General features: G+C 49.3%; 21 protein-coding genes. 9 read left to right on the plus strand and 12 right to left on the minus strand.

What is annotated here, in order from left to right; genetic code table 11:
* Window positions 1-42: 42 nt before the first annotated feature.
* The 3 genes from AAC599_RS15005 to AAC599_RS15015 are packed head-to-tail and all read right to left on the minus strand — an operon-like array spanning window position 43 to window position 4,207.
* Window positions 43-1,638: a rhodanese-like domain-containing protein gene (locus AAC599_RS15005; RefSeq protein ID WP_340151213.1), complete on the minus strand. Its 1,596-nt coding sequence runs from the start codon at window positions 1,636-1,638 to the stop codon at window positions 43-45.
* Window positions 1,635-3,014 (minus strand): hypothetical protein, encoded by a 1,380-nt coding sequence (locus AAC599_RS15010; RefSeq protein WP_340151214.1) that lies wholly within the window; start codon window positions 3,012-3,014, stop codon window positions 1,635-1,637. Before AAC599_RS15010 ends, AAC599_RS15005 begins: the two co-directional genes overlap by 4 nt.
* Before the next feature lie 26 nt (window positions 3,015-3,040).
* The gene (locus tag AAC599_RS15015; RefSeq protein WP_340151215.1) at window positions 3,041-4,207 is read right to left on the minus strand and encodes an acyl-CoA dehydrogenase family protein; all 1,167 of its coding nucleotides are present in this window, start codon (window positions 4,205-4,207) and stop codon (window positions 3,041-3,043) included.
* 149 nt (window positions 4,208-4,356) lie between these two features.
* On the opposite strand from AAC599_RS15015, the gene AAC599_RS15020 reads away from it, so the two are divergent.
* The 3 genes from AAC599_RS15020 (at window position 4,357) to AAC599_RS15030 (ending at window position 7,752) form a co-directional block, all read left to right on the plus strand.
* Window positions 4,357-5,295, plus strand: coding sequence for a LysR family transcriptional regulator (locus tag AAC599_RS15020; protein ID WP_340151216.1), 939 nt, complete (start codon window positions 4,357-4,359; stop codon window positions 5,293-5,295).
* Between the two features lie 199 nt (window positions 5,296-5,494).
* On the plus strand, window positions 5,495-6,877 hold the full coding sequence (locus tag AAC599_RS15025) for a PLP-dependent aminotransferase family protein (RefSeq protein ID WP_340151217.1): 1,383 nt from the start codon (window positions 5,495-5,497) through the stop codon (window positions 6,875-6,877).
* A gap of 371 nt (window positions 6,878-7,248) precedes the next feature.
* Window positions 7,249-7,752, plus strand: a complete 504-nt coding sequence (locus AAC599_RS15030) for a flavin reductase family protein (protein ID WP_340151218.1) — start codon at window positions 7,249-7,251, stop codon at window positions 7,750-7,752.
* Between the two features lie 53 nt (window positions 7,753-7,805).
* Here AAC599_RS15030 and AAC599_RS15035 read toward each other — a convergent pair whose 3' ends face one another.
* Together AAC599_RS15035 and pobA are read right to left on the minus strand one after the other, a co-directional pair.
* The gene (locus AAC599_RS15035) at window positions 7,806-8,600 is read right to left on the minus strand and encodes an SDR family oxidoreductase (protein ID WP_340151219.1); all 795 of its coding nucleotides are present in this window, start codon (window positions 8,598-8,600) and stop codon (window positions 7,806-7,808) included.
* Between the two features lie 223 nt (window positions 8,601-8,823).
* Window positions 8,824-10,017 carry a 4-hydroxybenzoate 3-monooxygenase gene (gene pobA, locus AAC599_RS15040; RefSeq protein ID WP_340151220.1) on the minus strand — a complete coding sequence of 398 codons (1,194 nt, stop codon included), beginning with the start codon at window positions 10,015-10,017 and terminating at the stop codon, window positions 8,824-8,826.
* 112 nt (window positions 10,018-10,129) lie between these two features.
* Here pobA and AAC599_RS15045 point away from each other — a divergent pair, with 112 nt between their 5' ends.
* Entirely contained in the window at window positions 10,130-10,993 is an 864-nt protein-coding gene (locus AAC599_RS15045; protein ID WP_340151221.1) for a helix-turn-helix domain-containing protein, read from the plus strand.
* Window positions 10,994-11,057: 64 nt separating this feature from the next.
* On the opposite strand, the gene AAC599_RS15050 is transcribed toward AAC599_RS15045, so the two are convergent.
* The 4 genes from AAC599_RS15050 to pcaC all read right to left on the minus strand — a co-directional run bounded on the left by AAC599_RS15050 (window position 11,058) and on the right by pcaC (window position 14,021).
* Window positions 11,058-12,116: a 3-carboxy-cis,cis-muconate cycloisomerase gene (locus AAC599_RS15050; RefSeq protein WP_340151222.1), complete on the minus strand. Its 1,059-nt coding sequence runs from the start codon at window positions 12,114-12,116 to the stop codon at window positions 11,058-11,060.
* Window positions 12,117-12,253: 137 nt separating this feature from the next.
* Window positions 12,254-12,868, minus strand: a complete 615-nt coding sequence (gene pcaG, locus AAC599_RS15055; protein WP_340151223.1) for a protocatechuate 3,4-dioxygenase subunit alpha — start codon at window positions 12,866-12,868, stop codon at window positions 12,254-12,256.
* Window positions 12,868-13,608, minus strand: coding sequence for a protocatechuate 3,4-dioxygenase subunit beta (pcaH, locus tag AAC599_RS15060; protein WP_340151224.1), 741 nt, complete (start codon window positions 13,606-13,608; stop codon window positions 12,868-12,870). The genes pcaG and pcaH overlap by 1 nt, the downstream gene beginning before the upstream one ends.
* Window positions 13,609-13,619: 11 nt before the next feature.
* Window positions 13,620-14,021, minus strand: coding sequence for a 4-carboxymuconolactone decarboxylase (gene pcaC, locus AAC599_RS15065; protein WP_340151225.1), 402 nt, complete (start codon window positions 14,019-14,021; stop codon window positions 13,620-13,622).
* Window positions 14,022-14,298: 277 nt separating this feature from the next.
* Between pcaC and AAC599_RS15070 the strand changes: the two genes are divergently transcribed.
* Window positions 14,299-14,748 carry a type II 3-dehydroquinate dehydratase gene (locus AAC599_RS15070; protein ID WP_340151226.1) on the plus strand — a complete coding sequence of 150 codons (450 nt, stop codon included), beginning with the start codon at window positions 14,299-14,301 and terminating at the stop codon, window positions 14,746-14,748.
* 100 nt (window positions 14,749-14,848) lie between these two features.
* On the opposite strand, the gene AAC599_RS15075 is transcribed toward AAC599_RS15070, so the two are convergent.
* A complete protein-coding gene (locus AAC599_RS15075) occupies window positions 14,849-15,259 on the minus strand; it encodes a hypothetical protein (protein WP_340151227.1) in 411 nt (136 codons plus the stop codon).
* 178 nt (window positions 15,260-15,437) lie between these two features.
* On the opposite strand from AAC599_RS15075, the gene AAC599_RS15080 reads away from it, so the two are divergent.
* Both AAC599_RS15080 and AAC599_RS15085 read left to right on the plus strand, forming a co-directional pair.
* Window positions 15,438-16,085, plus strand: coding sequence for a TRAP transporter large permease subunit (locus AAC599_RS15080; RefSeq protein WP_340151228.1), 648 nt, complete (start codon window positions 15,438-15,440; stop codon window positions 16,083-16,085).
* A 100-nt stretch (window positions 16,086-16,185) separates the two neighbouring features.
* On the plus strand, window positions 16,186-16,881 hold the full coding sequence (locus AAC599_RS15085) for a hypothetical protein (RefSeq protein ID WP_340151229.1): 696 nt from the start codon (window positions 16,186-16,188) through the stop codon (window positions 16,879-16,881).
* Window positions 16,882-17,051: 170 nt separating this feature from the next.
* On the opposite strand, the gene AAC599_RS15090 is transcribed toward AAC599_RS15085, so the two are convergent.
* Complete coding sequence (locus AAC599_RS15090) at window positions 17,052-19,469, minus strand: hypothetical protein (RefSeq protein ID WP_340151230.1); 2,418 nt, start codon at window positions 19,467-19,469, stop codon at window positions 17,052-17,054.
* 124 nt (window positions 19,470-19,593) lie between these two features.
* Here AAC599_RS15090 and AAC599_RS15095 point away from each other — a divergent pair, with 124 nt between their 5' ends.
* Entirely contained in the window at window positions 19,594-20,094 is a 501-nt protein-coding gene (locus tag AAC599_RS15095) for an Lrp/AsnC family transcriptional regulator (RefSeq protein ID WP_340151231.1), read from the plus strand.
* A 272-nt stretch (window positions 20,095-20,366) separates the two neighbouring features.
* Here the strand turns inward: AAC599_RS15095 and AAC599_RS15100 are convergent, their stop codons facing one another.
* On the minus strand, window positions 20,367-20,648 hold the full coding sequence (locus AAC599_RS15100; RefSeq protein WP_340151232.1) for a DDE-type integrase/transposase/recombinase: 282 nt from the start codon (window positions 20,646-20,648) through the stop codon (window positions 20,367-20,369).
* Between the two features lie 599 nt (window positions 20,649-21,247).
* Between AAC599_RS15100 and AAC599_RS15105 the strand changes: the two genes are divergently transcribed.
* Window positions 21,248-22,468: an integrase arm-type DNA-binding domain-containing protein gene (locus tag AAC599_RS15105; RefSeq protein ID WP_340151233.1), complete on the plus strand. Its 1,221-nt coding sequence runs from the start codon at window positions 21,248-21,250 to the stop codon at window positions 22,466-22,468.
* Window positions 22,469-22,519: the final 51 nt, after the last annotated feature.

Raw genomic sequence — 22,519 nt, forward strand, 5'->3', positions numbered from 1 at the left:
TAATTTGCCTTTTCGGCACTCTTTACAATTTCGGCTTCTGGTCTAAACTTCTTGAGAATGTCCAGACTGGTTTGTTCTTGGTTGTAAGTCCTTTTCCCAACTCAAATAACGCTTCATACCTTCCTTACCGCGGGCATAGGGAGGGAGAACAAGATCAGATGTCTCCCTGTCACTCTCCTTTGGAAGCCCATCTTCAATATCCAACCCTGCATCATGCCACGCGGCTACGCCGCCGCTAAGATAGTGGACCTTTTCATATCCCAACTGATTCAAGGTGGCGGCGGCAAATATCGATTGCAGTTCGCTGCCACTTGTTACCAAAACGGGTTTGGATTTATCTGGCACAAGTACTGAAATCCTGTCTTCAAGCCATCCACGCTGCACCCATACGGAGCCGGGCAGGTGTCTCGCAGCAAAGCTTTTGCTGTTGTCTACATTTACAACTGTTGTCTCACTGTGTTCCGCCAGAAACTCTCTCGCTTGCGCTACAGTCAATCCCGACGCCGCTGCTTTTGCGGCCTCCAATCCTACAGGGAGGGCACGCCCCCGACCGATCTCAAGATCACGGCCGGAAGCGCGCCAGGTCTCGATAGCGTCACGGCAGGCGTAGACGTTGCGATATCCAAGCCGACGTAGCCACAGGGCAGTCATGCCCGCGCATACACCGCCTTCGTCTATCACAATGATCAGAGCATTCCGGATCGCTATGAAATCATCCGCTCTTAATATTGCCTGCCCTCCAGGCAGGGCTTGCGTACCGGGTATATGACCCGCCTCATAGTCCTCTAGCTGCCGGACATCAAAAAAGTAGCCATTCTGAAGCCCTTGTGACCGCTTATCCAATTCAATAAAGAGCTCTTCCGCCTTACGCCATTGGACTCCGTTTTCCCGCGCCAAATTCTCTACTGAAGCCATTGCAGCCGCGACACTGTCCGCCTCAGGCTCCAGCTTATGTCTCACTGGGCCTTTCTCCAGTTCACGCCCGGACAGAACCCATCCCATTGTCCCGTCCTTCAGCGCATAGGCCCTTTCAACCCCCAGATCAACCAGGGTCTGGGCACCTAGGATGCTGCGCGTACGTCCAGCGCAATGACAGACAATCGCCTTGCCTGTGTCGGCTAGCTGCTTGGCGGCGAGCGCAATATCGAAGTTCCCGATGTAATGCGCATTCGGCACTCGGGCTGTTTCATGTTCACTGCGCAAGCGGATATCACATATCACAACGTCATCTTGATCAACCAGATCAGCGAGTTCATCGGCCGTTACCTGAGGCACCTGACGATCGACAAACACCTCTTCTCCAAACTGTTTGCTCGGTACGTTGGAGCCCTTGGCCACTTTACCACCCATATCGAGCCAGGCAGGCAGCCCGCCATAAAGAATGTCAGTACGGCCATAGCCAAGTTCGCGAAGTGTTTTTGCCGCCAAAGCGGCGCGGTCTCCGCCATCGTCATACACAATAATCTGGGTCCGACGATCGGCGACCAGTTCTTCAATACGAAGTTCAATTTGGCGTCGCGGTAGGAAGGTGGCGCCCAGAATGTGCCCAGTTTCCGCCTCACCCGCCTCTCGGACATCAAACAGCGCCCACTCGCCCGGCGAAGCCATTAATACTCGAAGCATATCAGGACTCATCATGCATGCCCCTCTATAACAATAAGTTTGGCCTTTGACTCCGTGCGTTGCAACGCACCGTAGGTCACTATTTCGACCTCAGAGCGTACATTCAACTTGGCATGAATGGCTGCTTCGATTTCCGCTGACAATTGCTTTTGGTTTATGTCTGACGACCCCTGTCCTGATTCCACACGCAACTTCAATGGTGGCTCAACGCTTGGCCCCGGAGCCTTCAGGACAATTTGAAGAATTCCGGAAGCGCGTGGGGTAAATTCACCAACAACTGTCTGGATTGCCGACGGAAAAACATTCATGCCGCGAATGATGAGCATATCATCCGCGCGCCCGACAATATCAAACCGTGGTGTCGGCCGGCTGCATTCACAGGGCTTGGCGTTGATCTGGACAATGTCGCCCGTTCTGTATCGCAACAGCGGACAGGCCTCTCGATCAAGATGTGTAAAAATATATTCTCCGACAACGCCATCCCGAACCTCAATTGGTTCGCCTGATTGCGGATCAACCAGCTGGACAAGAACGAGATCCGGCGTGACATGGTGCTTTCCGCCCCGGAAGCGACAATTCGCAAAGGAATTGGGGTGAGCGTCGGACATGGATGCAAGGTCATAGACATGCTCAGTTCCCCAAGCCGCCATAATTTCCTCTCGAACACCCGGTAGATCGAATCCAGGTTCCCCGCCGCCACAGATTACCCGTACATTCAAATCTGTCGCCGGGAAACCGAGCACCTCCTGACATTTTTCTCCGAGGTACCGGACAAAAGATGGTGTTGCAATCAGCACGTCCATGCCGACATCCCGTGCCAAACGCAAAAAGCCGTCCGCACGACGTTCGGCACCAGCCGGTACATCTATTGCGCCTAAATTTTCCACCGCCGTGCAAAAAGGAACGCCCGCATTAAACATACTGAGCGCGAAGCCATTAAACACCTTGTCACCGGGACGCACACCAAAGTTCCAAAGAACCCGGCTGAGGCTTTCATTACGCCTGCTGACATCATTTCGCGTATATGCCTGTACTACCGGACGCCCAGTAGTGCCGGCTGTCGTCGTGACCCGGATGACTTTGTCAAGAGAGGCGGCCAGATGACGGCCAAAGGGGAGGCTCTCCTCCTGACTTTTTCGCAATTCCCGCTTCGTTGTAAAGGGTAGATTTCCAAGATCCTGAAGCCCCTTGAAGTCCGAGGGAGAAAATCCGGCATTTTCGAATTTTTCCCGATATAGTTCAGACTTATCCCAGAGATACTGCACCTGTTTACGCAGTTTTTCTTCCTGCAAGGCCAGCGTCGCTTCAGGGGACATTAACTCAACTTCCGGATTCCAGAAGTAGCTGGCTAAATCCCCTTCATGATACCGGACCTCCGGCAGTCTTTCCATGTACATCATTACTTTCAATCTGCCTGTTAAAGACGTGCCGTAGTGTCAAATTCTTCACCGAGGCAATGCGCACCAACGGTTTTAGCTGTTTTATCCAGATTTTCGTGCAGGGTATGAATTCGGAGGTCCCGGAAATAACGCGGCATCGGCATTGAATTCAGGAAAGCGCTGGAACCGGCAATCTGCGCGGCTTTGTCCATCGCAATAACCGCGCCTTCGATGGCACGATATTTTGCCTGCATGGAATAAAGTTCCGCCGCAACTTCATCACCTTGTGTCCACAGCCATGCTCCGCGGTAAATCATCCATCGCGTCGATTCGATACCGATCCGTATTTCACCCGCCCGTAATTGCGTATAAGGATCGGATGCCGTGCCACGCTTCGGAAGATAATCGGTTAGGAAGTCGAAAATGCCTTCTGCTGCTCCGAGATATTGAGCGGCGAAGCTCAGATGGAATTTTGCCTGCCAGCGATTATGCGGATAGACGCCGGGCTCACCCAATACAAAATCGTCGGGAACAAAGCAGTCTTTGAGTTCAATATTAGGGCTGGTTGCCGCCCGCATCCCCATCGGATCCCAGGATCCCTCGATGACCTCCAGACCCTCGGTACCCTTCGGGACTGCAACACCGATATGCCCTCCAACAGGGTCCTTATCCGGCTGCCCGGCGAAGATAACATTGTAACTCGCCTCTGCAGCGAGCGTCGCATAGTTCTTCATACCATTGAGAACATAACCACCGTCTGTTCTTACAGCTTCTGTTGTCAGCGTATATAGACCACGGCGCGTTCGGCCAGGCTCACTTCCTGTGGCATTCAATAATGCGCCGTTTTCCACAACGTCACTGCAAATCACATCACGTTGCGCATCTGTGCAGACGTTATCGACATAGTGTGCGCCGTGGCAGTGAATATGGAGGCATTGCGCTGTTCCCAGGCAGTATCGAGCTGTCTGTTCGACTGCAATCAGATAAAGCAAGGGATCCTCGCCAAGGGCGCCGCTCCCCATGCCTCCACGATCCTTGGCAATCGTCAGCTTCAACAAACCCTGGTCCCCCATGTCGCGAAGGTTCTCAATCGGTGTCGTGGCATTACGATCGTATTCATTTGCACGTGCAGAAAACTTTGAGCGCCCAAGCTCGCCAACAATTTCGTAGACCTCTCGCTGGGCGGGGGAAAGTTCAAAGTTCATAAGCTATTCTCCTTAAAACCTACATGTGCTGAGTGCGTGTTAGAAAATGTAGATGGATCCTAGGAGAAAAATAATGATAGCGATAATATATAATAAGCATTTATATTATGCCTTTTTGTTATTATACTCGACAAAAGAGAGTTGATGATATGGACCTGCGCGCATTGTCTTATTTTGTGGTGGTTGCGGAGTTGCAAAGCTTCTCAAAAGCCTCCGCTCATTTGCGAATAGCACAGCCCGCTGTCAGCAGGCAGATTCAAAAGCTAGAAGAAGAACTCGGTGTCGCCCTCTTAACTCGCTCGAAAAGAAAATCAGATCTGACAGAAGCCGGTCTTGTGCTTTTTGATCGATCAACATTCCTACTCAACCAGGTTGAGAAAATAAAAACCGAAGTGACGGAACTGGCGAACGAACCTACGGGCCGCATCACAATCGCAGCGGTGCCATCAGCGGGACAATTACTGATGCCCCCTTTAGTCGAGCGCTATGAGCATCTCTATCCGAAAATGTCTTTGAATATCATCGAAGCCTATACGAGCATTATTGAAGAAGGTTTGACTCAAGGAAGGTTCGACCTTGGACTACTGTATGATCCGCAAGCGCGCGGCTTCCTCGACATGGTCCCACTTTTCGACGAACCGCTTTATCTTATCGGACCGCCAAATATGGGCCCGTCCCTTCCAAAAGAATGCGATTCTGATCAACTCACAAAATTCCCTCTACTGATGGCCAGTCGGCCGAACAGTCTCAGGATCTTGCTTGATCAGGCCGCAATGAAAAATGACATCTCTTTCAACATCATTCGCGAGGTCGATAGCCTGGCAATTACAAAGGCACTGATCCGGCGCGGCTTCGGCTATTCTCTAATGGGGTTTGGTGCGGTGCACGAGGAAGTCAGCCGGGGAGAACTCCTTGCCTCACCTATGACGGGTCAGGAATTTTGCCGATCACTAACAATATCCCGGCCATCCGGATCCTTGATCACAAGCGCGATGACCGCCACAATCGAATTGATCTCCAACATTGCCGAGGAGCTAGTTGATACAGGCAAATGGCGAGGTATTGTGTATCGCCAAAGCAGGCTCTGACTTGGATGAAAAGCTCTTGCCCGCTCGTATGTTGACCCAATTTGACAACCTAAAATACCCCTCATATAGTCAAGTTTGACGAATCTCTAATGATGAAAAATTACGAATTGAAAAGTATCTTTAATAGATATTGTGCTCATACGTACCAACTCAAGCTGCCTTAATCACTAAAACATATTATAAACAGAGTAGGTCAAATATGTGGGAAGCTGATATTTCCAAAATTGCTGGCCCCAGATATCTTGCTCTCGCAAGTGCCATAGCTGAAGCCATCAATAGTGGAGAATTGCCTTCCGGCACTCAATTGCCGCCGCAACGCGAATTGGCAGAGGAACTGGATTTAACGGTTGGTACCGTTGGACGCGCCTACTCCATCGTGAAAAAGCGGAATCTTGTTGTAGGCAGGATTGGCCATGGTACTTTTGTTTGCGATCCACAGAATGACACCACTTCCTCGAATAACCTACCAGAGACAGAACCAGGCACGATCGATCTGGCACGCTATCGCAACCCGATCGAGGGTCTAGCAGAATCGTTGATCTCTGCCATGACCGAGGCAGCGGATAACGCAATACTGTTACCCTTACACGGATATCCACCGGCAAATGGGTATCTAACCCATCGGGTAGCCGGCGCAAAATGGATTAATAAGAGCGGTCTTAAGGCTTTACCGGAAAATGTGATCGTTTGCTGCGGTGCCCAGCAAGCGCTATTGGTCGCATTGGCAGCATTTGCCAAAGGTGGCGATGAAGTCCTAGCGGAAGAACTTACCTATTCCGGATTAAAATCAATTTCCGCTGTCCAGAACCTAATTCTCAAAGGTGTAAAAATCGACGCAGGCGGCATTATCCCGGAATCACTCGACGCTGCCTGTAAAAAAAGCAAAGCAAAAATTTTGTATCTGCAGCCGACCCTTCATAATCCGACCACTGCGACACTTTCAGAAGCCCGGCGGCATGAGGTGGCGAAAATCAGCCGTAAGTACGACTTAATTCTCATAGAAGACGACACGATTGCCGCCCTTATGCCTAACAGGCCGGCTCCCTTGGCAACACTGGCTCCGGAACGCACGATTTTTATCACCAGTTTGTCAAAAAGTATCAGCCCGGCTCTCCGCGTGGGGTATCTCCTTGCTCCCCCTAATTTTGTAGAGCGATTGGTGAGCACATTGCACGCTATTACCCTAGCCAATTCACAATTGGTTTTCGAAGTGGCGTCGACGATGATCATGAACGGAGCTACAGATGATGTCATCAGCAAGAATTTTATTGATCTCAAACGGCGACATGAAACTGCACGCCTGAAACTTCCTGAAGCAAAAATGCATCAAAATCCGGCAGCCTTCTTTTCCTGGCTTGAGTTGCCTGAACATTGGAATGCGCATGATTTTTCACAAGCCTTACGCACTGCAGGGGTCTCGGTAGTCCCCGCCGATAATTTCGCTGTCGGAGATCAATTGCCCCCGCGGGCTGTCCGCGTCGCCTTGACCCCCGCGCCAAATCTGAAAGCTCTGGAGACCGGGCTCGATATAGTCAAGCACGTATTGGAAGGTTTCCCTCGCCCTAAAATGGCAGTCGTTTAAAGTAGTCTGTAACTCGATCTAGGTCAGAAAATTACTCAAGAGAATATCCCAGTGTTTTTTCTTGAGTGATCACTCCTCTCTTTTTTTAAGGCCAGAATTTCCCGCTTTTTGAAATCTCATACTCAAATAGAAATCGCTATATCACAAAGACTCCGCCAAGTCGGGCGCCGCTTCATCAGTGACAATTCGGGAAGACCGGGGTTTCCATTAGCATAAATTTCCAAGTCATTGTTATTTAAGCCCAAAGCGTCCCTTCTACTAGGATTTCTTGATTGTATCATTTTTAATTGATACAAAATATTACAATTGTGTCTATTTAAAATGTTTGCTTTGATGTAAATGGAACAGAACATCTTAACGGAAAGGTTCACATGAGTTCGGCATCATCTGATAGTTTCAAACAAGGAATGCGGCATTTAGCAGCCTCTGTTAACATTGTTTCTACATGGGTAAATCAGGAACCTTGCGGCATGCTGGCAACCGCCGTCTGCTCCGTCAGCGCAGCACCACCAACGCTTCTGGTATGCATCAACAGAAATACCAGTTTCTATCAATCGCTCTGCGAGAGCGGATTTTTTTGCGTAAATGTAATGTCAGAAACACAAGTCGAACTTGCTAAAAAGTTCCTTGGCGTACCGGGTGCAGAGCGATTCGGACTATGTGAATGGTCTACACTCACCACGGGCGCTCCGGCAATCACGAGTTCAGCTGCAAATTTCGACTGCTCTGTTTCCGGGTCAGTCGATAATGGATCACACAGAATTTTCCTGGGCGAGGTAGTCGCGGTACGTAACGCCGAAACGGATCGGCCTTTGGTCTATCATGATGGACGATATGCCAGCATTTCGGCGATTGAGGAGCCTTTTTGCGTATAGAGACGCATTGCATTCAATCGAAATGCCTGCAAAAAATATCGACTGATAAATATTTATAAAGCAACCGTTCCGCCGCCATCCACACGCAGAATTTCGCCGGTCATAAAGCGCCCCATATCACTTGCAAGAAACACAATCGCATCCGCAATGTCGTTGGGCGTAGACATGTATCCTAGAGTATTATCCGTGCCTGTCCCGGCACGAGACTTTAGGTTCATGGCATCCGAAACTACTTGATTGGCCTTGGAAATTCGATCATACCGCTCCGACTTCACAGGGCCCGGTGCCACTGCATTTACCCGAATCCCCTCAGGCCCATACATATTGGCCAAGCCTTTCGTCAATGTATTGACAGCTCCATTCGTAATACTGCCAGCCATGTGTGAAGGCGATGTCGGCTGGTGGCCACCCCGGCCGGAGACATTTATAATTGATCCCCTTCCATTCTCTCTCATGTGCGGCAAGATCGCCCGGGAAGTACGCATGTATCCGAAGGCTTTTGTGTCCATTACAGCCATCCAATCCTCGTCGCTCAAATCCATGAAATCTGCAAAAATCGGATTGGTCGTGGAATTTATAAGGATATCGACTTTTTCTAATTCAGAAATTGCGGCTCGTGCCCCGTTGTCTACGCTTTCGCGACTGGCAATATCAACCGGCACGATTTTCGGTCGCGACAACCCTTGCGATTCAATTTCGTCCGCAAGAAGGTTTAAGCTATCGGCGTTTCTGCCGCTAAGGACGAGAGCAGCTCCTTGCACAGCAAACTGGATCGCCGTCGCACGCCCGATTGCTCCCGCCGCGCCAACGATCCATGCTGTTTCATCTTTTAAAAGATCATTTGCCATGGCTACTCCTTAAAAAATATTCTGTAAGCCATTTCATTAGCTCAATTTACATCATGTTTTTAATACCAAAACACAAAATTGTGTCAAATTAAATTAGGTATTTAGGTTGATTGATATATTTTCTTATGGATTAATTTCGTATATCCATATCTCCTCTTAGATCACCTCAAAAAGCGTAGAGCTTTTGGTTTTTTAGGAACGCCGATCGAGGGTCAAATGACCATCAGGAAGATTCGTAGGGAAGTCCCACATAATTTTCCGCCAGAACCGTTTGTGCGGCTTTAGACGAGAAAAGATATTCCAACTCGATTTTCTGGATTCGATCGCCGAAACCTTCGTTTTCTGGAAAGTGATGTAATAAGGCGGTCATCCACCATGAAAAGCGGGTCGCCTTCCATATACGTTTCAAAGCTGTTTCAGAATACCGATTGAGCAGTTTTTCGTCATCCGCCCGATAATAGCTGATCAGGGCTTCAGACAGATAATGAACGTCAGAAGCAGCAAGATTAAGGCCTTTGGCTCCGGTTGGCGGAACAATGTGGCCAGCATCCCCTGCAAGAAACAGTCGCCCGTATGAAAGTGGTTCGGATACGAAAGAACGTAACGGAGCGATGCTTTTTTCGATGGACGACCCTGTTACAAGACTGGCGGCCGTTTCCTGCGGAAGACGATGCTTCAAGGTTTCCCAAAACCTAGCATCGTCCCAATCGGCAATATTCTCATCCCTGGGTACCTGAATATAATATCGGCTGAGATGGCTACTACGCATGGAGCATAGAGCAAAACCATCCAGATGGTTATTGTAGATAAGCTCTTGTGAGACTGGAGGTGTTTCAGACAGAACCCCCAACCAGCCGAAGGGATAAACCTTTTCATACTCATGCCGGACATCTGCTGGGATGCTCGTGCGGCACACCCCGTGAGAGCCGTCACAGCCAGCGATAAAGTCACAATCGAGATAGTGTCTCTCACCATCCTTTTGATAGGTGACGGAAGGGGTATTCGTATCAATGCCCTCCAATGTCACATTGTCGGCTTCATGGATGATGGTACCCCCAGCTGCATCTCGAGTGTCATATAAATCATGCGTGATTTCCGTCTGACCATATACCATGACAGTTTTACCGCCCGTAAGACCGGCAAAGTCAATACGGTGACGGTTTCCGGCAAAGGCAATATCCGTTCCTTCATGGATATGGCCTTCGCGATCCATCCGCGCACCAACGCCTGCCGCGCGCAGCATATCAGTAAGCCCCTGCTCGAGAACACCTGCGCGGATTCGGCCAAGGACATAGTCACGGCTTTTGCGTTCCAGTATGACGGAATGGATTCCTTTTAAATCAAGAATCTGGGACAACAGGAGTCCAGCGGGGCCGCCACCGATAATTGCAACCTGGGTCCGAATGATCTCCTCCATTCTTGTCGTTTTGAAACACAGCTATTTTTTGATAGGATAAAATTTTAAGCCATTTCAGTGCTTCTGGAATGGATAGATCAATTAAGTAAGTGGACAAATCGAATATATGAAGATGCAGCCTGATATTCCGAACTATGCGTTATACGGCGAAGAGGGAACGGCTCTCTTTCCCGATACAATGCATTGTGAATCCATCGCCTCAAGATCCCGGCAACTGGATTGGCGAATTGCCCCGCATCGACACCATCGGTTACACCAGTTTTTCCTGCTTGAAAGCGGAGGCGGTTCGATAGCGCTGGATGGACAATTCCATGAGCTGATCCCACCAGTCGCAATTACGATACCGCATCTGACCGTGCACGGGTTTCGCTTTCACAAGGAAACGCAAGGATGGGTGATTACAATCCCGCAACAGGTCCTGGATGAGGCGCTGAAATCAACCCCTGACCTTATTGCGGAGTTTTCTACTCCGGCAGTGGTGTCGGCAACGCCGGAAATCGCTGCCTCCATAAAGCAGATAGAAACCGAACATAGGAACTCAAGGAAAAGCAGGCATGGCTACCTGACACATCTTGTAGGAATTCTGGCGATTGATTTTGCGCGGAGGCTTGAGCAACACCGCTTTGATATTCAGAAAAAGTCGCCAGAGAAAACACATTTGCAAACATTTCTGGCGCTTCTGGAAGAGCGATATATGGAATGCCACAGTGCAGGCGGGTATGCGGCCGCCATCGGGTTGACGACACAACATCTTAATCGCCTCTGCCAACAGGTCACCGGCCGGACAACGTCTAAAATTATCCAGGAACGGTTGATGCTGGAGGCGAAGCGTAGTCTGGTGTACACCAGAATGAGTGTCTCGGAAGTGGCCTATTCCCTGGGGTTTACCGACCCAGCTCATTTTTCTCGCCTGTTCCGGCAAAACATCGGACTATCTCCCAAAGCGTTTCGGAATAGCATTGAATTAGTACCTTGAATTCAGGAAAAGACTACGACGGAAGGAGCCATATATTTAGCCTGCATGATACCGTTGGGCCCATTCAGCGGGACGCCACATCCGTTATGCTGTCCAGCAATGCTCTGCTATGAGACAGGCTCGCGCCGGTTGACTGGATCATCTGAGGTAAAATCATCCATTCAAGTGTGAGGCTGCTGCCGGATCGTTCGAACTCATGAACTGCCGATTGAGCAAATACCCCGGCCTGACCGGCGTTCAAACGAGCAAAACTCATGATATATTCCGCTCGCACAGGGTTTTTTTTATGCGCCATCGCCGAAGACCCCCCTGCCAAGGTTAGTGACATTTCATTCACCCCGTTCTGAGTCATCAACACTATATCTGTTCCGATTTTTCCGAGCGCGGCTGTTACCGCCGACATCCAGTTGGCAAATGAACCGAGTGAGCGACGGTCCGTATGCCAGCACGGCGCATCCTCTAGTGACAATTTTTTAGCCAGGCTGGCCCTGACGGTTTTTCCTTTGTCGCCAAATTTGTCCAATGTGCCGACAGCACCGCCAAACTGTACCTTGAGGAGAGATTTTTCCATTATACCCATTTCCTGGCGCAATTCCGACAAGGGTACGTGCCAGTTTTCCAAACGATGCTGGAATGTAATCGGCAAGGCATCTTGAAAGCGGGTCCGGCCCATTACTTCATTTTCCCCGAATTTTTCGTTTAGTTTATTCAGGATATCCAGAAGAGTATCTATGTCAGCGCGAAAGAGCTTCAGGATACCGCGCAATCGCAGGATAAGCGCCGTATCAATAACATCCTGACTGGTGGCGCCATAATGTACGGCCGGGCGAGTTTCCTCACTGACAGCTTCTTTCAAAGAGGCGATCAGCTCCGGTACAACAACACCATCTCGCATCGTTCCAGTTTTCAGTCGGGACCAGTCCGGCTGGTAAGAGGAGGCCGCTGCCTGGATTTCCGAGACAGCTTTTTCCGGTATTATTCCGACTTCCGCCGTCGCCTCAGCGAGCGCTGTCTCGAACGCCAGCATGGCACGGATTTCCGCCTCTGCTCCGAGAATATCTTCGATTTCCGCGCGTCCAGCAATACCTGCAAGGAATGGATGTTCAAAAGCAGAGACGACCATAGATTATTTTGCCTTTCTTTGGACGGCAAAGACCGGGACAAAATGCGAAGTTCCCTCAAAACCATCACATTTCCATCAAAGCGGCTTTCCTTCAAAACACCATAACATGGTTGAAACACTTCTAGCTCTTCATTGCCTCACAGATCAAAAAATACAGTTTCCCTATCTCCCTGCAAATGAATGTCGAACGTGACGTTGTTACCATTTCGCTCGCCAATCAGTGTGGAGACCCGATCCCGATGCTCAATACGGGCAAGCACCGGGTCATTCGCATTCTCCGTTTCCTCATCTGAGAAATACATGCGGGTGTGCAGACCGAGATTAATCCCTCTCGCCACAACCCAGAAAGCGATATGGGGTGCCATCGGGCGACCATCCTTGAAGGGAACGGAGCCAGGTTTGATGGTTTCAAAGGTGAACACACCGCGTTCCATGTCAGACGGACACCGGCCCCAGCCGGTAAAGTTGGGATCCGCCTGCCCCCGGATCTCGGACGGGCTGTTGTAAAGTCCTTTTGCATCCGCCTGCCATATTTCTACCAGCGCATCTTTCAATGGCACACCCATACCATCCAACACCCGGCCTGTTACTGTAAGGCGCTCTCCTTCAGTTAGATCATTGATCAATGTGCGCCCCAGATCTTCATCATAGATGCCTGTGACTTCCGTGAAGTTCGGGGCAAGACCGATATGTACATAGGGTCCGGCTGTCTGGGATGGGGTTTCCTTGAAATAAGTAAGTGGCTGAGTCATCAGTTCCCCTCCAGTCGGTTTTCGAACAAGGTAGAACGCCGTCCTCTCAGGACAATGTCGAATTTATAGGCAATGCTGTCCATGGGAATCGTGTTCGCCATATCTATCGGTGCAATCAATCCCTTCACAGCCTCCTCATCGGGAATTGTTCGAACGATGGGACATCGCCAGATGAGTGGATCTCCCTCAAAATACATCTGGGTAATAAGTCGTTGGGCAAACCCACTGCCAAAGATGGAAAAGTGGATATGGGCGGGACGCCAGTCATTCACACCGTTTGGCCAGGGATAAGGTCCAGGCTTTACGGTTCGAAAGGAATATGCTCCATTCTCATCGGTAATAACTCGTCCGCATCCACCAAAGTTAGGATCGAGGGGCGCAATATAGGTTTCCTTTTTGTGACGATACCGCCCCCCTGCATTCGGCTGCCATACCTCAATCAGGGCGTTCGGCACCGGCATGCCACGCTCGTCAAGCACACGGCCATTGACAATGATCCTCTCTCCCACCGGCAGGCCGCCATCTTGCGAATAGTTGAGCAACAAGTCATTATCCAACTCACCAAGATCGGCATGACCGAACACCGGACCCGTAATTTCCGTAAGAGTGTTATCGAGCGAAAGGAGGGCCTTTTGGGGAGACCGCAACACGCTGGTCTTGTATGTCGGAGCGAATGCCGGCGGATGCCACTTCAAATCGCGCTGAAAAAAAGGACTGGCTTCCGACTTTCTGTTGCTCATTTTCCACTCCCTCAGCTTTTCGCTGTATCCTCTTCCTCGAAGATCTTCTTGATGATTTTAATCGCCGTATTAGCCGCCGGAACTCCTGCGTAGATTGCCACATGAAGCATGGCTTCACAAATATCCTCCCGGCTTGCGCCCGTATTTTTTGCGGCCCGCACATGCATGGCACATTCATCATGCTGGCCAAGCGCCGCCAGCAGCGCGATGGTCACCATGGAACGCTCCCGTTTGCTCCAGTGCGGACGGGACCAGACTTGACCCCAAGCACCTTCCGTAATCAAGTCCTGGAATGGAGCATCAAAGTCCGTTGTTCCTTCTTCGGACCGCGTTACATGTTCTTCGCCAAGAACCGCTCGCCGCGTCGCCGCCCCTGTTTTATATCTTTCCGACCTCTGGTCAGCCTTTGTCATTTAAATGCCTCCCTTGCAGGCGCCGGTGAAAAAATCCCACAAAACAGACTGGATGTCATCTGCTAAATCTTTGATGAAATTTTCTTGATTTATTTAGCAAACCATACCTATTCCATATAAATCGTCACCGTAATGTTGGTTTAACTCAATTTGTGGAAACCGCAACTTCTGTAATAAAGGTGAATCATTTTCGCGACAGACATAGTTGTATAAAGTAGAATTTCATAAATCATTTCGAAAAGAGGTGCCGTTTTACGGCATTCAAGGTAAAAGCTGAATGACCTTAAACTTAACAATACTGAACGGTCCAAATTTAAATCTCCTCGGTGAGCGCGAACCGGAAATTTACGGCTCCACCTCGTTACGTGATGTAGAACAAGCCTGTAATGCCTATGTGAAAAAAGCCGGGATAAATCTGACGTTTCTGCAATCCAATCATGAAGGCGTCCTTGTCGACTGGATACAAGACGCAAGATTGATCGCAGACGCTCTTATCATCAACCCTGCCGGCTACTCTTTTCACTCCGGCGCCATTTTCGATGCCATGAAAATTTTTTCAGGTCCGATCATCGAGCTTCATATTTCCAACATTCATGCACGGGATGACCTCCATCGACATTCCAAGTTATCAGCCGCCGCAACAGGGGTAATCTGTGGTCTCGGGACATATGGCTATATAGCAGCAATCCAGGCCGCGGCTCATCTGGCGACCGCCAAGAATAGCTGATGTCCAGCAGAGCATTTTATTAAATACTTGGCATCCTCTTAAGTGGCAATTTTTTACGTTGCGCGGCAATGCGAAACTGCGCGTTCGCGGCGCCGTACCCTCAATAGCCTTTACGGCGCTCGACAATTTCAAAGATAAAGCCCGTCGCCATAATTCGGTCCGTAAAATTGAAAATACTCACCGGATTCATCCCGGTCATAAAGAATTTTTTCTGCCTCAGACGGTCACTGAATTCCTTATCCAATCCAAAACGTACTTCGAGGTCATCATAGTAATTGGAGGAAATCTGCAGTGGCTCGAAACCGAGCGTTATCATTTTCTCAAGCGTCGCAAAAATATCCGTTGTTGAAAAAGCTATATGCTGCACCGCCGACCCGAGGTTTTCGGCAAGAAACCGCCCTGCAAAAGTGCGGTTATTTTCGGCGCCATTCAAAGTGAGCCGCAGACTCCCATTAGCATTTTCCACCATTTGAGCACGGAGCTGACCTCCCGGATCTATCACGTCGACCATTGGCTTTTTGGCTGCCTCAAAGGTCGAGGTATAAAATAGCAACCAGGTCAGCCTCTCTTCATAGTTCATAGTCTGGGCGAAAAGGGAGGAAAATATCCATCCGCTTTTGCTACGGCATTGACGGCATCATCAGCAGTGATCGGACCAATCATCCCGCCGTCCATACCGATTGTCGTCTATGCTCTCGTTTCCGGCGCTCATGATGCCGATCGTATTGCTCGGAGGAATCTACGGTGGCGCCACGACCCCGACAGAAGCCGCGGCGGTCGCCGCATTTTATGCATTGCTGATTTCTGCACTTCTTTATCGGAATGTGTCCCTGAATTCGCTTTACACTTCGCTTTTGTCCAGCGCCCGAACAACTGCTTCTATCGGCATGCTGATCGCTGGTGCCCTCGTTTACAATTATGTGGTGACCATCGAGAATATTCCGACCAGTCTCAATCTTTGGCTCGAAGGCTTCGAGTTAAGTCCCATTGCATTTTTACTCACAGTAAACGTTATCTTGTTGGTCCTTGGCTGCCTCCTGGAGGGAACCACCATTCTTCTCGTCATAGTACCGGTCTTTATTCCGACGGCCAGCGCACTCGGTATCGACCTTGTACATTTCGGGATTGTATGCGTTGTCAACATCATGCTGGGACTAATCACACCGCCTTATGGCTTGTTGTTATTCGTTATGACGGCGATATCCGGCCAGCCCCTAAAGGCCATTGTGCGTGAAGTGCTGCCCTTTCTCTTTGCGCTTCTAGTCGCTTTGCTACTGATTACGCTATACCCTGATCTATCCTTGTGGCTGCCCCGTCTATTCGGATACAACGGATAAATATCATCAGCGGAACGACTGAATCAGGGAAAGTACTGATTAGATGCTCAAAAACATTCAATGGAATGTTTTATAGTCTCGATAAATAATGGATGGTTAGATGGCACTATATACGGACGCCGCCATGGTTCTTTATTATGATATCGAGGGCGATAACGCAGATCATGACGATTGGCATACACGAGAACATTTTGAGGAGCGCCTCTCGATCCCCGGCTTTGAGCGGGCGAGCAGATGGATTGCGACTACAGGTGTCCCAAGATACATGGTGATCTATGAAGTCAGGGGTACCGATATCGCGGTTTCGCCTGACTATCTTGCACGCCTGAACAATCCGACTCCCTGGACAACGGAAATGATGCCAAGGTTCAGAGGTATGGTGCGCGGTTTTACGTCCATCATTGCAAGTGCGGGATTTGGTTATGGCCGTGCCGCACTTGCAATACGGTTCACACCGACCGAAGGTCAAGAAATACGATTGAGAGATAAACTTGAGAGCGAAGTCTTTCCAGCAATCATGTCTTGCCGAGGTGTGACAAGCGTACAGTTAATGCAGCCTGCACCAGCGCCCCCAATGACGAAGGAGCAGTCGATACGCGGGGAGGATAAGACGCTCGATTGGCTTCTTCTAACAACGGCATATGAGGCTGATACCTTGGAGGCTATCCGGGATGAATACCTATCTAAACAATTTTTCGAAGAGTTCGGGAACTCGTCACCACAGGACATCGGCTTTTACTCGCTGCATTATATTGCGACATCGCAAGAAGTTAACCGTACTGCCATCAATACTTAAATCAAAATCCAACACAAATTTATAGGTATCCCCGCCATAGCCACCGACAAGCAGATTACAACCCACCCCTTCGTTGAACGTATCATTGCCATCCGCCCTATACAGGATATCCAGATCGAAGTTTATGCTCGCATTCGCAGCGCACCTGTCTGCAACTTTTCCCATATTCTCTAAAAACCGACAGCTTTTGAGTAGGAAAAGGAGCGTCCGATTGTCAGATTTGCTCCTATCTCGGCAATGCTCCTCGCGTCGATCCCGTAATGCCTGTAAAGATCGGCGACGGTTCCCGTCTGCCCGAAATTCTCAACACCGAGACTTATCGTCTTATGTCCACCGACCCCGCCGAGCCACGACAATGTGGCCGGATGACCATCAATTACCGTGATAATCTGGCAATGATTTGGTAGCGGGTTCAGCAATCGTTCAATATGGCTGGTTGCTTGCTGTATTCCTTTTGAACGAGCTCTCAGCGCCGATTGCCAGCCTGCATTCAGCCGATCTGCAGAAGTAACTGCCAGCACACCGATATCACGTCGCAATCCACCGAGGATACCGGCGGCCTTTATTGCCTCAGTCGCAACGGTTCCCTGATATGCGATCACTATTTCTGCATTGGGACCAGGTTCCTTTAACCATGTGGCACCATGAATGACATCTTGCGCAAAGCGCGGATTAGCCTTTCTCGCAGGCTGCTCCAACTGACGGGTGGACAGGCGCAAGTAGACAGAACCGCCCGCCTCATCATGAAGACAGGTACGCTCATCTCGAGTTCCCTTTCCTTCACGCTGCATATAATCAAATGCCCATTCCATAATAATAGCAAGTTCATCCGTAAACGCTGGCTCAAAGCTCACAAGTCCATCTTGAGACATTCCGATAAGTGGCGACGCAATAGACTGATGCGCGCCCCCCTCAGGCGCAAGAGAAACCCCTGACGGAGTTCCCACAACCATAAATCGCGCTTCCTGATAGCAGGCATAATTCAGTGCATCCAACCCCCTGGAAACAAACGGATCATAAAGCGTTCCGATAGGCAGCAACCGCTCTCCGAAAAGCGAATGTGACAGTCCGGCTGCGCCCAGCATGAGAAATAGATTCATCTCGGCGATCCCGAGTTCCATATGCTGGCCTTCCGGCTTGAACTGCCATTTCTGGGTACTGGGAATACGCTCCTCACGAAACGTATCGGTAAGCTCATCCCGTGCGAAAAGATGACGCCGGTTAACCCATGGGCCAAGATTGGTTGAGACCGTAACGTCCGGGGATGTCGTCACAATACGGCTGGCGAAATCCGTTTTGGTTTTTGATATATCATCCAGAATCTTGCCAAACGCCGCCTGTGTTGAATTCGTGGCGCCTTGCGCTGTCGGGTTCTCTATTACACCTGTCGGGACATCAATATGGGCAGCGGAATACCGACGGCGTCCTTTTGCGAAAAACGGCACATTGCCCAAAAACATTTTTAGCTTTGCTTCGCTGGTATTAAGGCCCTCAAAAAGTTCCCACTCATGACCGGAACGAACATTCATTTGCGAACGAAGTTCTGTTATCTGAGCGTCATTCATTAACCCGGCATGATTGTCCTTGTGACCAGCAAGCGGTGTCCCCCACCCTTTCACTGTATAGGCAATAAAGGCAACAGGTCGATCATGGTCGATACCATTGAAAGTCGTGCGGAGTGTCTCAAGACAATGACCGCCGAGATTACCCATCAATTCCGAAAGCTCTTCATCCGATCGCCTGTCAAGAAGCGCCGTCACATTGCCTTGATCCCCAATTTCATCCATCAGCCTCTTGCGCCATGCCGCTCCACCTTGATAACAGAGAGCTGAATAGAGCTGGTTAGGGCAACTATCTATCCAGTGTTTCAATATTTCACCGCCCAGCTCCTCAAAGGCGGCGCGTTGCAAAGCACCATATTTTAGTGTGACGACATCCCAGCCGAAAGCCTTAAAGACAGGCTGAATCCGGTCATATAAGCCCTCACGAACTACACCGTCGAGACTTTGACGGTTATAGTCGATGATCCACCAGGTATTTCGAAGATTATGCTTCCATCCTTCCTGGAGACATTCATAGACATTCCCCTCATCAAGTTCCGCATCCCCCACAAGAGCAATCATCCGTCCGTCCGGCATCTCTTTCAGAGACCAACTTTTGGCCTTGATATAGTCCTGTATGAGTGAGGAAAAGGCGGTGATGGCAACGCCAAGCCCAACAGACCCGGTCGAGAAATCCACATCATCTACATCCTTCGTTCGGCTGGGGTAGGATTGCGCGCCACCATAACCTCTAAAATTCTGAAGCTTTTCCCGCGTCTGATTTCCCATAAGATACTGGATTGCATGAAACACTGGCGATGCATGCGGCTTCACGGCAACCCTATCTTCCGGCCGGAGCACATCAAAATATAATGCCGTCATGATCGAAACCATCGACGCAGAAGACGCCTGATGCCCGCCAACTTTCACACCATCTACCTTATCACCGCGGTTTGCCTGATCTATCGTCCAACAGGAGAGCCAGAGGATCTTTCTTTCCAGATCCCTTAGAATATTCAGCATATCTTCATTGTTACTATTGTTCACCGCGATCTTCCTGTTCCGATGTGTAAATTCACATAAACTATATCGCGTAATCGACCTGATTTCATTGCGAATATCTCTTATTTAAATTAAATTACGCTATATTATTTTAATAAAGGTAACATATATGCGAAAATCTGCTAATTTATCAAAGATCGATAAAATTGATTGTGCTATTCTGAATGAATTACAGGAAGATAGTCGTCTGACGATCTATGAACTCGGCTCTCGGGTTGGGCTCAGCTCATCTCCCTGTTCTCGCAGGTTACGTCAACTCGAAGACCGCGGAATAATTAAGCGCTACACAACAATTGTTGACGAGAATTTAGTTGGACTACCGATTTCAGTTTTTGTATCCGTTAAACTGGAGCGGCAAATAGATGAAGCACTCACTGCCTTTGAAGAAGCGATACAAAGTTGTACGGAAGTTGTCGATTGCTGGTTAATGACAGGAAACAGAGATTATCTGTTGCGCGTAGTCGCGCCTAGCTTGGCCGACTATGAGACAATTCTTGCAACGACGCTCACAAAAATTCCTGGTGTCGCATCCATAGAATCATCACTACCCCTCAGACGCATTAAAGCTTCAACAATCAAAATCAACCATGAAACATTTACGATGTCCTGAGTGTAGAGATTCTTTTTGTAAGGTCGCCTGCCAGGCGGAATGCCAGGAATGTCCCGCTCGTGATTTACCTGCTTCACGAATTACGTCGGTATCTATAAATCAAGGACAATTCTCTCTTTTCGCCTCGCGCAGGTGGTGCCACTCAGCCAGTGCGGTGGCTCTTTGAAGCTTGAATGTTTCTCTGTTGTTTACGTGGCGCTCATGGTTGAAGTGATTGTGGACGGATGCGTGAATGGAAACAAATTTTTGCAGACTTCGCAACCGCCTGAATTTCAACATCGCCTGCTCTCTTCGTCGGAATGGGAGATAGGGTTTTCACTGCGATTGTTCTTTCGACGTCCAACCTCTTGAGCCTCGGCATTTCCGATCGTCTTCGTGGCGGCGCGATAGGACCGTAATCTGTCCGTTACTATTTTATGCGGGCGTCCATACCGTTTCATAAGTTTCTTGAGAAATACCAGAGCAGCCTTGCGGTCGCGACGTTTGGAAACAAAAGATTCCAGAATCTCTCCTTCGTGATCAACAGCCCGCCAAAGGTTAATGTGTCTCTCCATTTATCTTCATAAAGACCTCATCGAGATGCCATTTCCAGTTTGAATGATGCCGGGAAGGGTGAAGTCGTTTCTTCCGGATCTCACTAGCGAACATTAAGCCAAACTTGTTCCACCAATAGCGAACTGTTTCATGACAGATATCGATACCCGTTCATGAAGAAGGCCTTCAACATTGCGAAGAGAAAGGGGAAACCGAACATACATCATCACCGTAAGGCGGATGATCTCAGGTGAGGTTTTGAAATAGCGAAAGAGGTTCTTTTTTGTCGTGCTCGGAGGCTAGTCGACGAGCAAATGACCATCAAGAAATTTTCTTCTGACAAAGCCAACATGAGAAAACAGGATTGTTATAAAATTTCTTTAATAACAAAGGAGATACAGAACTTCTGGGAACTTCAGGGAATGTCGAAAACCGGGATAGTGGCGGAGTGAGGGTCCGCCAATATATCATTCTTACCCATCCCATATAGACTAAATAATCCATATTTTTCAACAGTATTTGACCTAAGAAGTCCAAAGGCATATTCTATAATCCAGAATAATTGGGGGACTAATTGGGGGACCAAAATCCCTTCTTGGCATCTTTGGAAGGATATAACATGGCAATACACAGGCTCACCCCGCGCAAAGTCGCAACAGCGGGGTCAGGTAAATATGAGGATGGTGGAGGATTGCGCCTTGTGGTTTCGAACTCTGGATCCAAGAAATGGGTGTTACGCTTCACTCTCAACGGCAAACGCCGAGAGATGGGCCTAGGGAGCTATCCTGACGTTGGTCTTGCAGATGCCCGCGCAAAGGCCTCTGAGTACCGTCAGCAGGCCTCTGAGAATATTGATCCCATAGAAGCCCGTCGCATTGAACTAGAAGCCATACCAACCTTTACGATTTGTGCAGCCCGTTTTATTCGCTCCCATCGACGGGGATGGAAAAATGCCAAACATGCCCGCCAATGGGTTAGCACTCTTAAGACCTATGCAAGGCCTGTGATCGGCTCAAAATTGGTGGATTCTATCGAGACCAAGGATATACTGGAAATTCTCAAACCAATATGGGCTACAAAGACAGAGACCGCCAAACGGGTTCAGGGGCGCATCGAAAATATTCTCGATTTTGCCGCAGCCCATAAATACCGGAACAGAGTTAACCCGGCCCGCTGGAGAGGTCACTTGGATATGTTGCTACCAAAGCCTTCAAAGCTAAGAACCGTTAAACACCATCCGGCGATGTCTTATACAGAAGTTCCGGCCTTTATGGAGGAACTTAAAAAAAATGGGAGCGTTTCAGCTTCGGCGCTTCGCTTCCTTATCCTGACTGCTACGCGCACCAGTGAAGTGTTAAAAGCACAATGGTCAGAGATTGATCTGGAGAATGCCGTATGGAAGATACCGCCTGAGCGGATGAAAACCAGGCGGGAGCACAGAGTGCCTCTTACCGAAGTCATGCTAACAGATTTAAATGCGCTTCCCCGACTTGACGGAAACCCATATCTATTTTCCGGCGCGCGTTATGGCAAACCGCTCTCCAATATGGCGCTGCTTCAGCTTATGCGTGGCATGGGGTACGGGGTGAACGGATCGCGCGGCGATGCCGTGCCGCATGGCTTCCGCTCAAGCTTCCGGGACTGGTCCGGCGAGGTTTCAAGCTTCCCCCGCGACGTCGCGGAAATGGCTCTTGCGCATGTCATCGAAAACAAGGTTGAAGCAGCATATAGGCGAGGAGACCTGTTTGAAAAGCGCAGGAAAATGATGCAGGCTTGGTGTAACTATATAGACAACTCACTGGCTGACGCGGAGATTTTGATTCTAAACTACAAAAAATAAATTAAGTGGTGTCATAATGTTTGAGGGTCGCATGGCCTATATCTTTAGCAG

It is taken from the genome of uncultured Sneathiella sp. (assembly GCF_963976355.1).
GTDB lineage: Bacteria > Pseudomonadota > Alphaproteobacteria > Sneathiellales > Sneathiellaceae > Sneathiella.

Bases quoted from the DNA above. Each gene is read 5' to 3' on its own strand.
- AAC599_RS15085 (WP_340151229.1), top strand. From the start codon at position 16,186: ATGGCACTATATACGGACGCCGCCATGGTTCTTTATTATGATATCGAG.
- pcaG (WP_340151223.1), bottom strand. From the start codon at position 12,868: ATGACTCAGCCACTTACTTATTTCAAGGAAACCCCATCCCAGACAGCC.
- AAC599_RS15015 (WP_340151215.1), bottom strand. From the start codon at position 4,207: ATGAACTTTGAACTTTCCCCCGCCCAGCGAGAGGTCTACGAAATTGTT.
- AAC599_RS15005 (WP_340151213.1), bottom strand. From the start codon at position 1,638: ATGATGAGTCCTGATATGCTTCGAGTATTAATGGCTTCGCCGGGCGAG.
- AAC599_RS15030 (WP_340151218.1), top strand. From the start codon at position 7,249: ATGAGTTCGGCATCATCTGATAGTTTCAAACAAGGAATGCGGCATTTA.
- pcaH (WP_340151224.1), bottom strand. From the start codon at position 13,608: ATGAGCAACAGAAAGTCGGAAGCCAGTCCTTTTTTTCAGCGCGATTTG.
- AAC599_RS15075 (WP_340151227.1), bottom strand. From the start codon at position 15,259: ATGGTCGACGTGATAGATCCGGGAGGTCAGCTCCGTGCTCAAATGGTG.
- AAC599_RS15080 (WP_340151228.1), top strand. From the start codon at position 15,438: ATGCTCTCGTTTCCGGCGCTCATGATGCCGATCGTATTGCTCGGAGGA.
- AAC599_RS15025 (WP_340151217.1), top strand. From the start codon at position 5,495: ATGTGGGAAGCTGATATTTCCAAAATTGCTGGCCCCAGATATCTTGCT.
- pcaC (WP_340151225.1), bottom strand. From the start codon at position 14,021: ATGACAAAGGCTGACCAGAGGTCGGAAAGATATAAAACAGGGGCGGCG.
- AAC599_RS15035 (WP_340151219.1), bottom strand. From the start codon at position 8,600: ATGGCAAATGATCTTTTAAAAGATGAAACAGCATGGATCGTTGGCGCG.
- AAC599_RS15070 (WP_340151226.1), top strand. From the start codon at position 14,299: ATGACCTTAAACTTAACAATACTGAACGGTCCAAATTTAAATCTCCTC.
- AAC599_RS15095 (WP_340151231.1), top strand. From the start codon at position 19,594: ATGCGAAAATCTGCTAATTTATCAAAGATCGATAAAATTGATTGTGCT.
- AAC599_RS15010 (WP_340151214.1), bottom strand. From the start codon at position 3,014: ATGGAAAGACTGCCGGAGGTCCGGTATCATGAAGGGGATTTAGCCAGC.
- AAC599_RS15105 (WP_340151233.1), top strand. From the start codon at position 21,248: ATGGCAATACACAGGCTCACCCCGCGCAAAGTCGCAACAGCGGGGTCA.
- AAC599_RS15100 (WP_340151232.1), bottom strand. From the start codon at position 20,648: ATGGAGAGACACATTAACCTTTGGCGGGCTGTTGATCACGAAGGAGAG.
- AAC599_RS15045 (WP_340151221.1), top strand. From the start codon at position 10,130: ATGCAGCCTGATATTCCGAACTATGCGTTATACGGCGAAGAGGGAACG.
- pobA (WP_340151220.1), bottom strand. From the start codon at position 10,017: ATGGAGGAGATCATTCGGACCCAGGTTGCAATTATCGGTGGCGGCCCC.
- AAC599_RS15050 (WP_340151222.1), bottom strand. From the start codon at position 12,116: ATGGTCGTCTCTGCTTTTGAACATCCATTCCTTGCAGGTATTGCTGGA.
- AAC599_RS15020 (WP_340151216.1), top strand. From the start codon at position 4,357: ATGGACCTGCGCGCATTGTCTTATTTTGTGGTGGTTGCGGAGTTGCAA.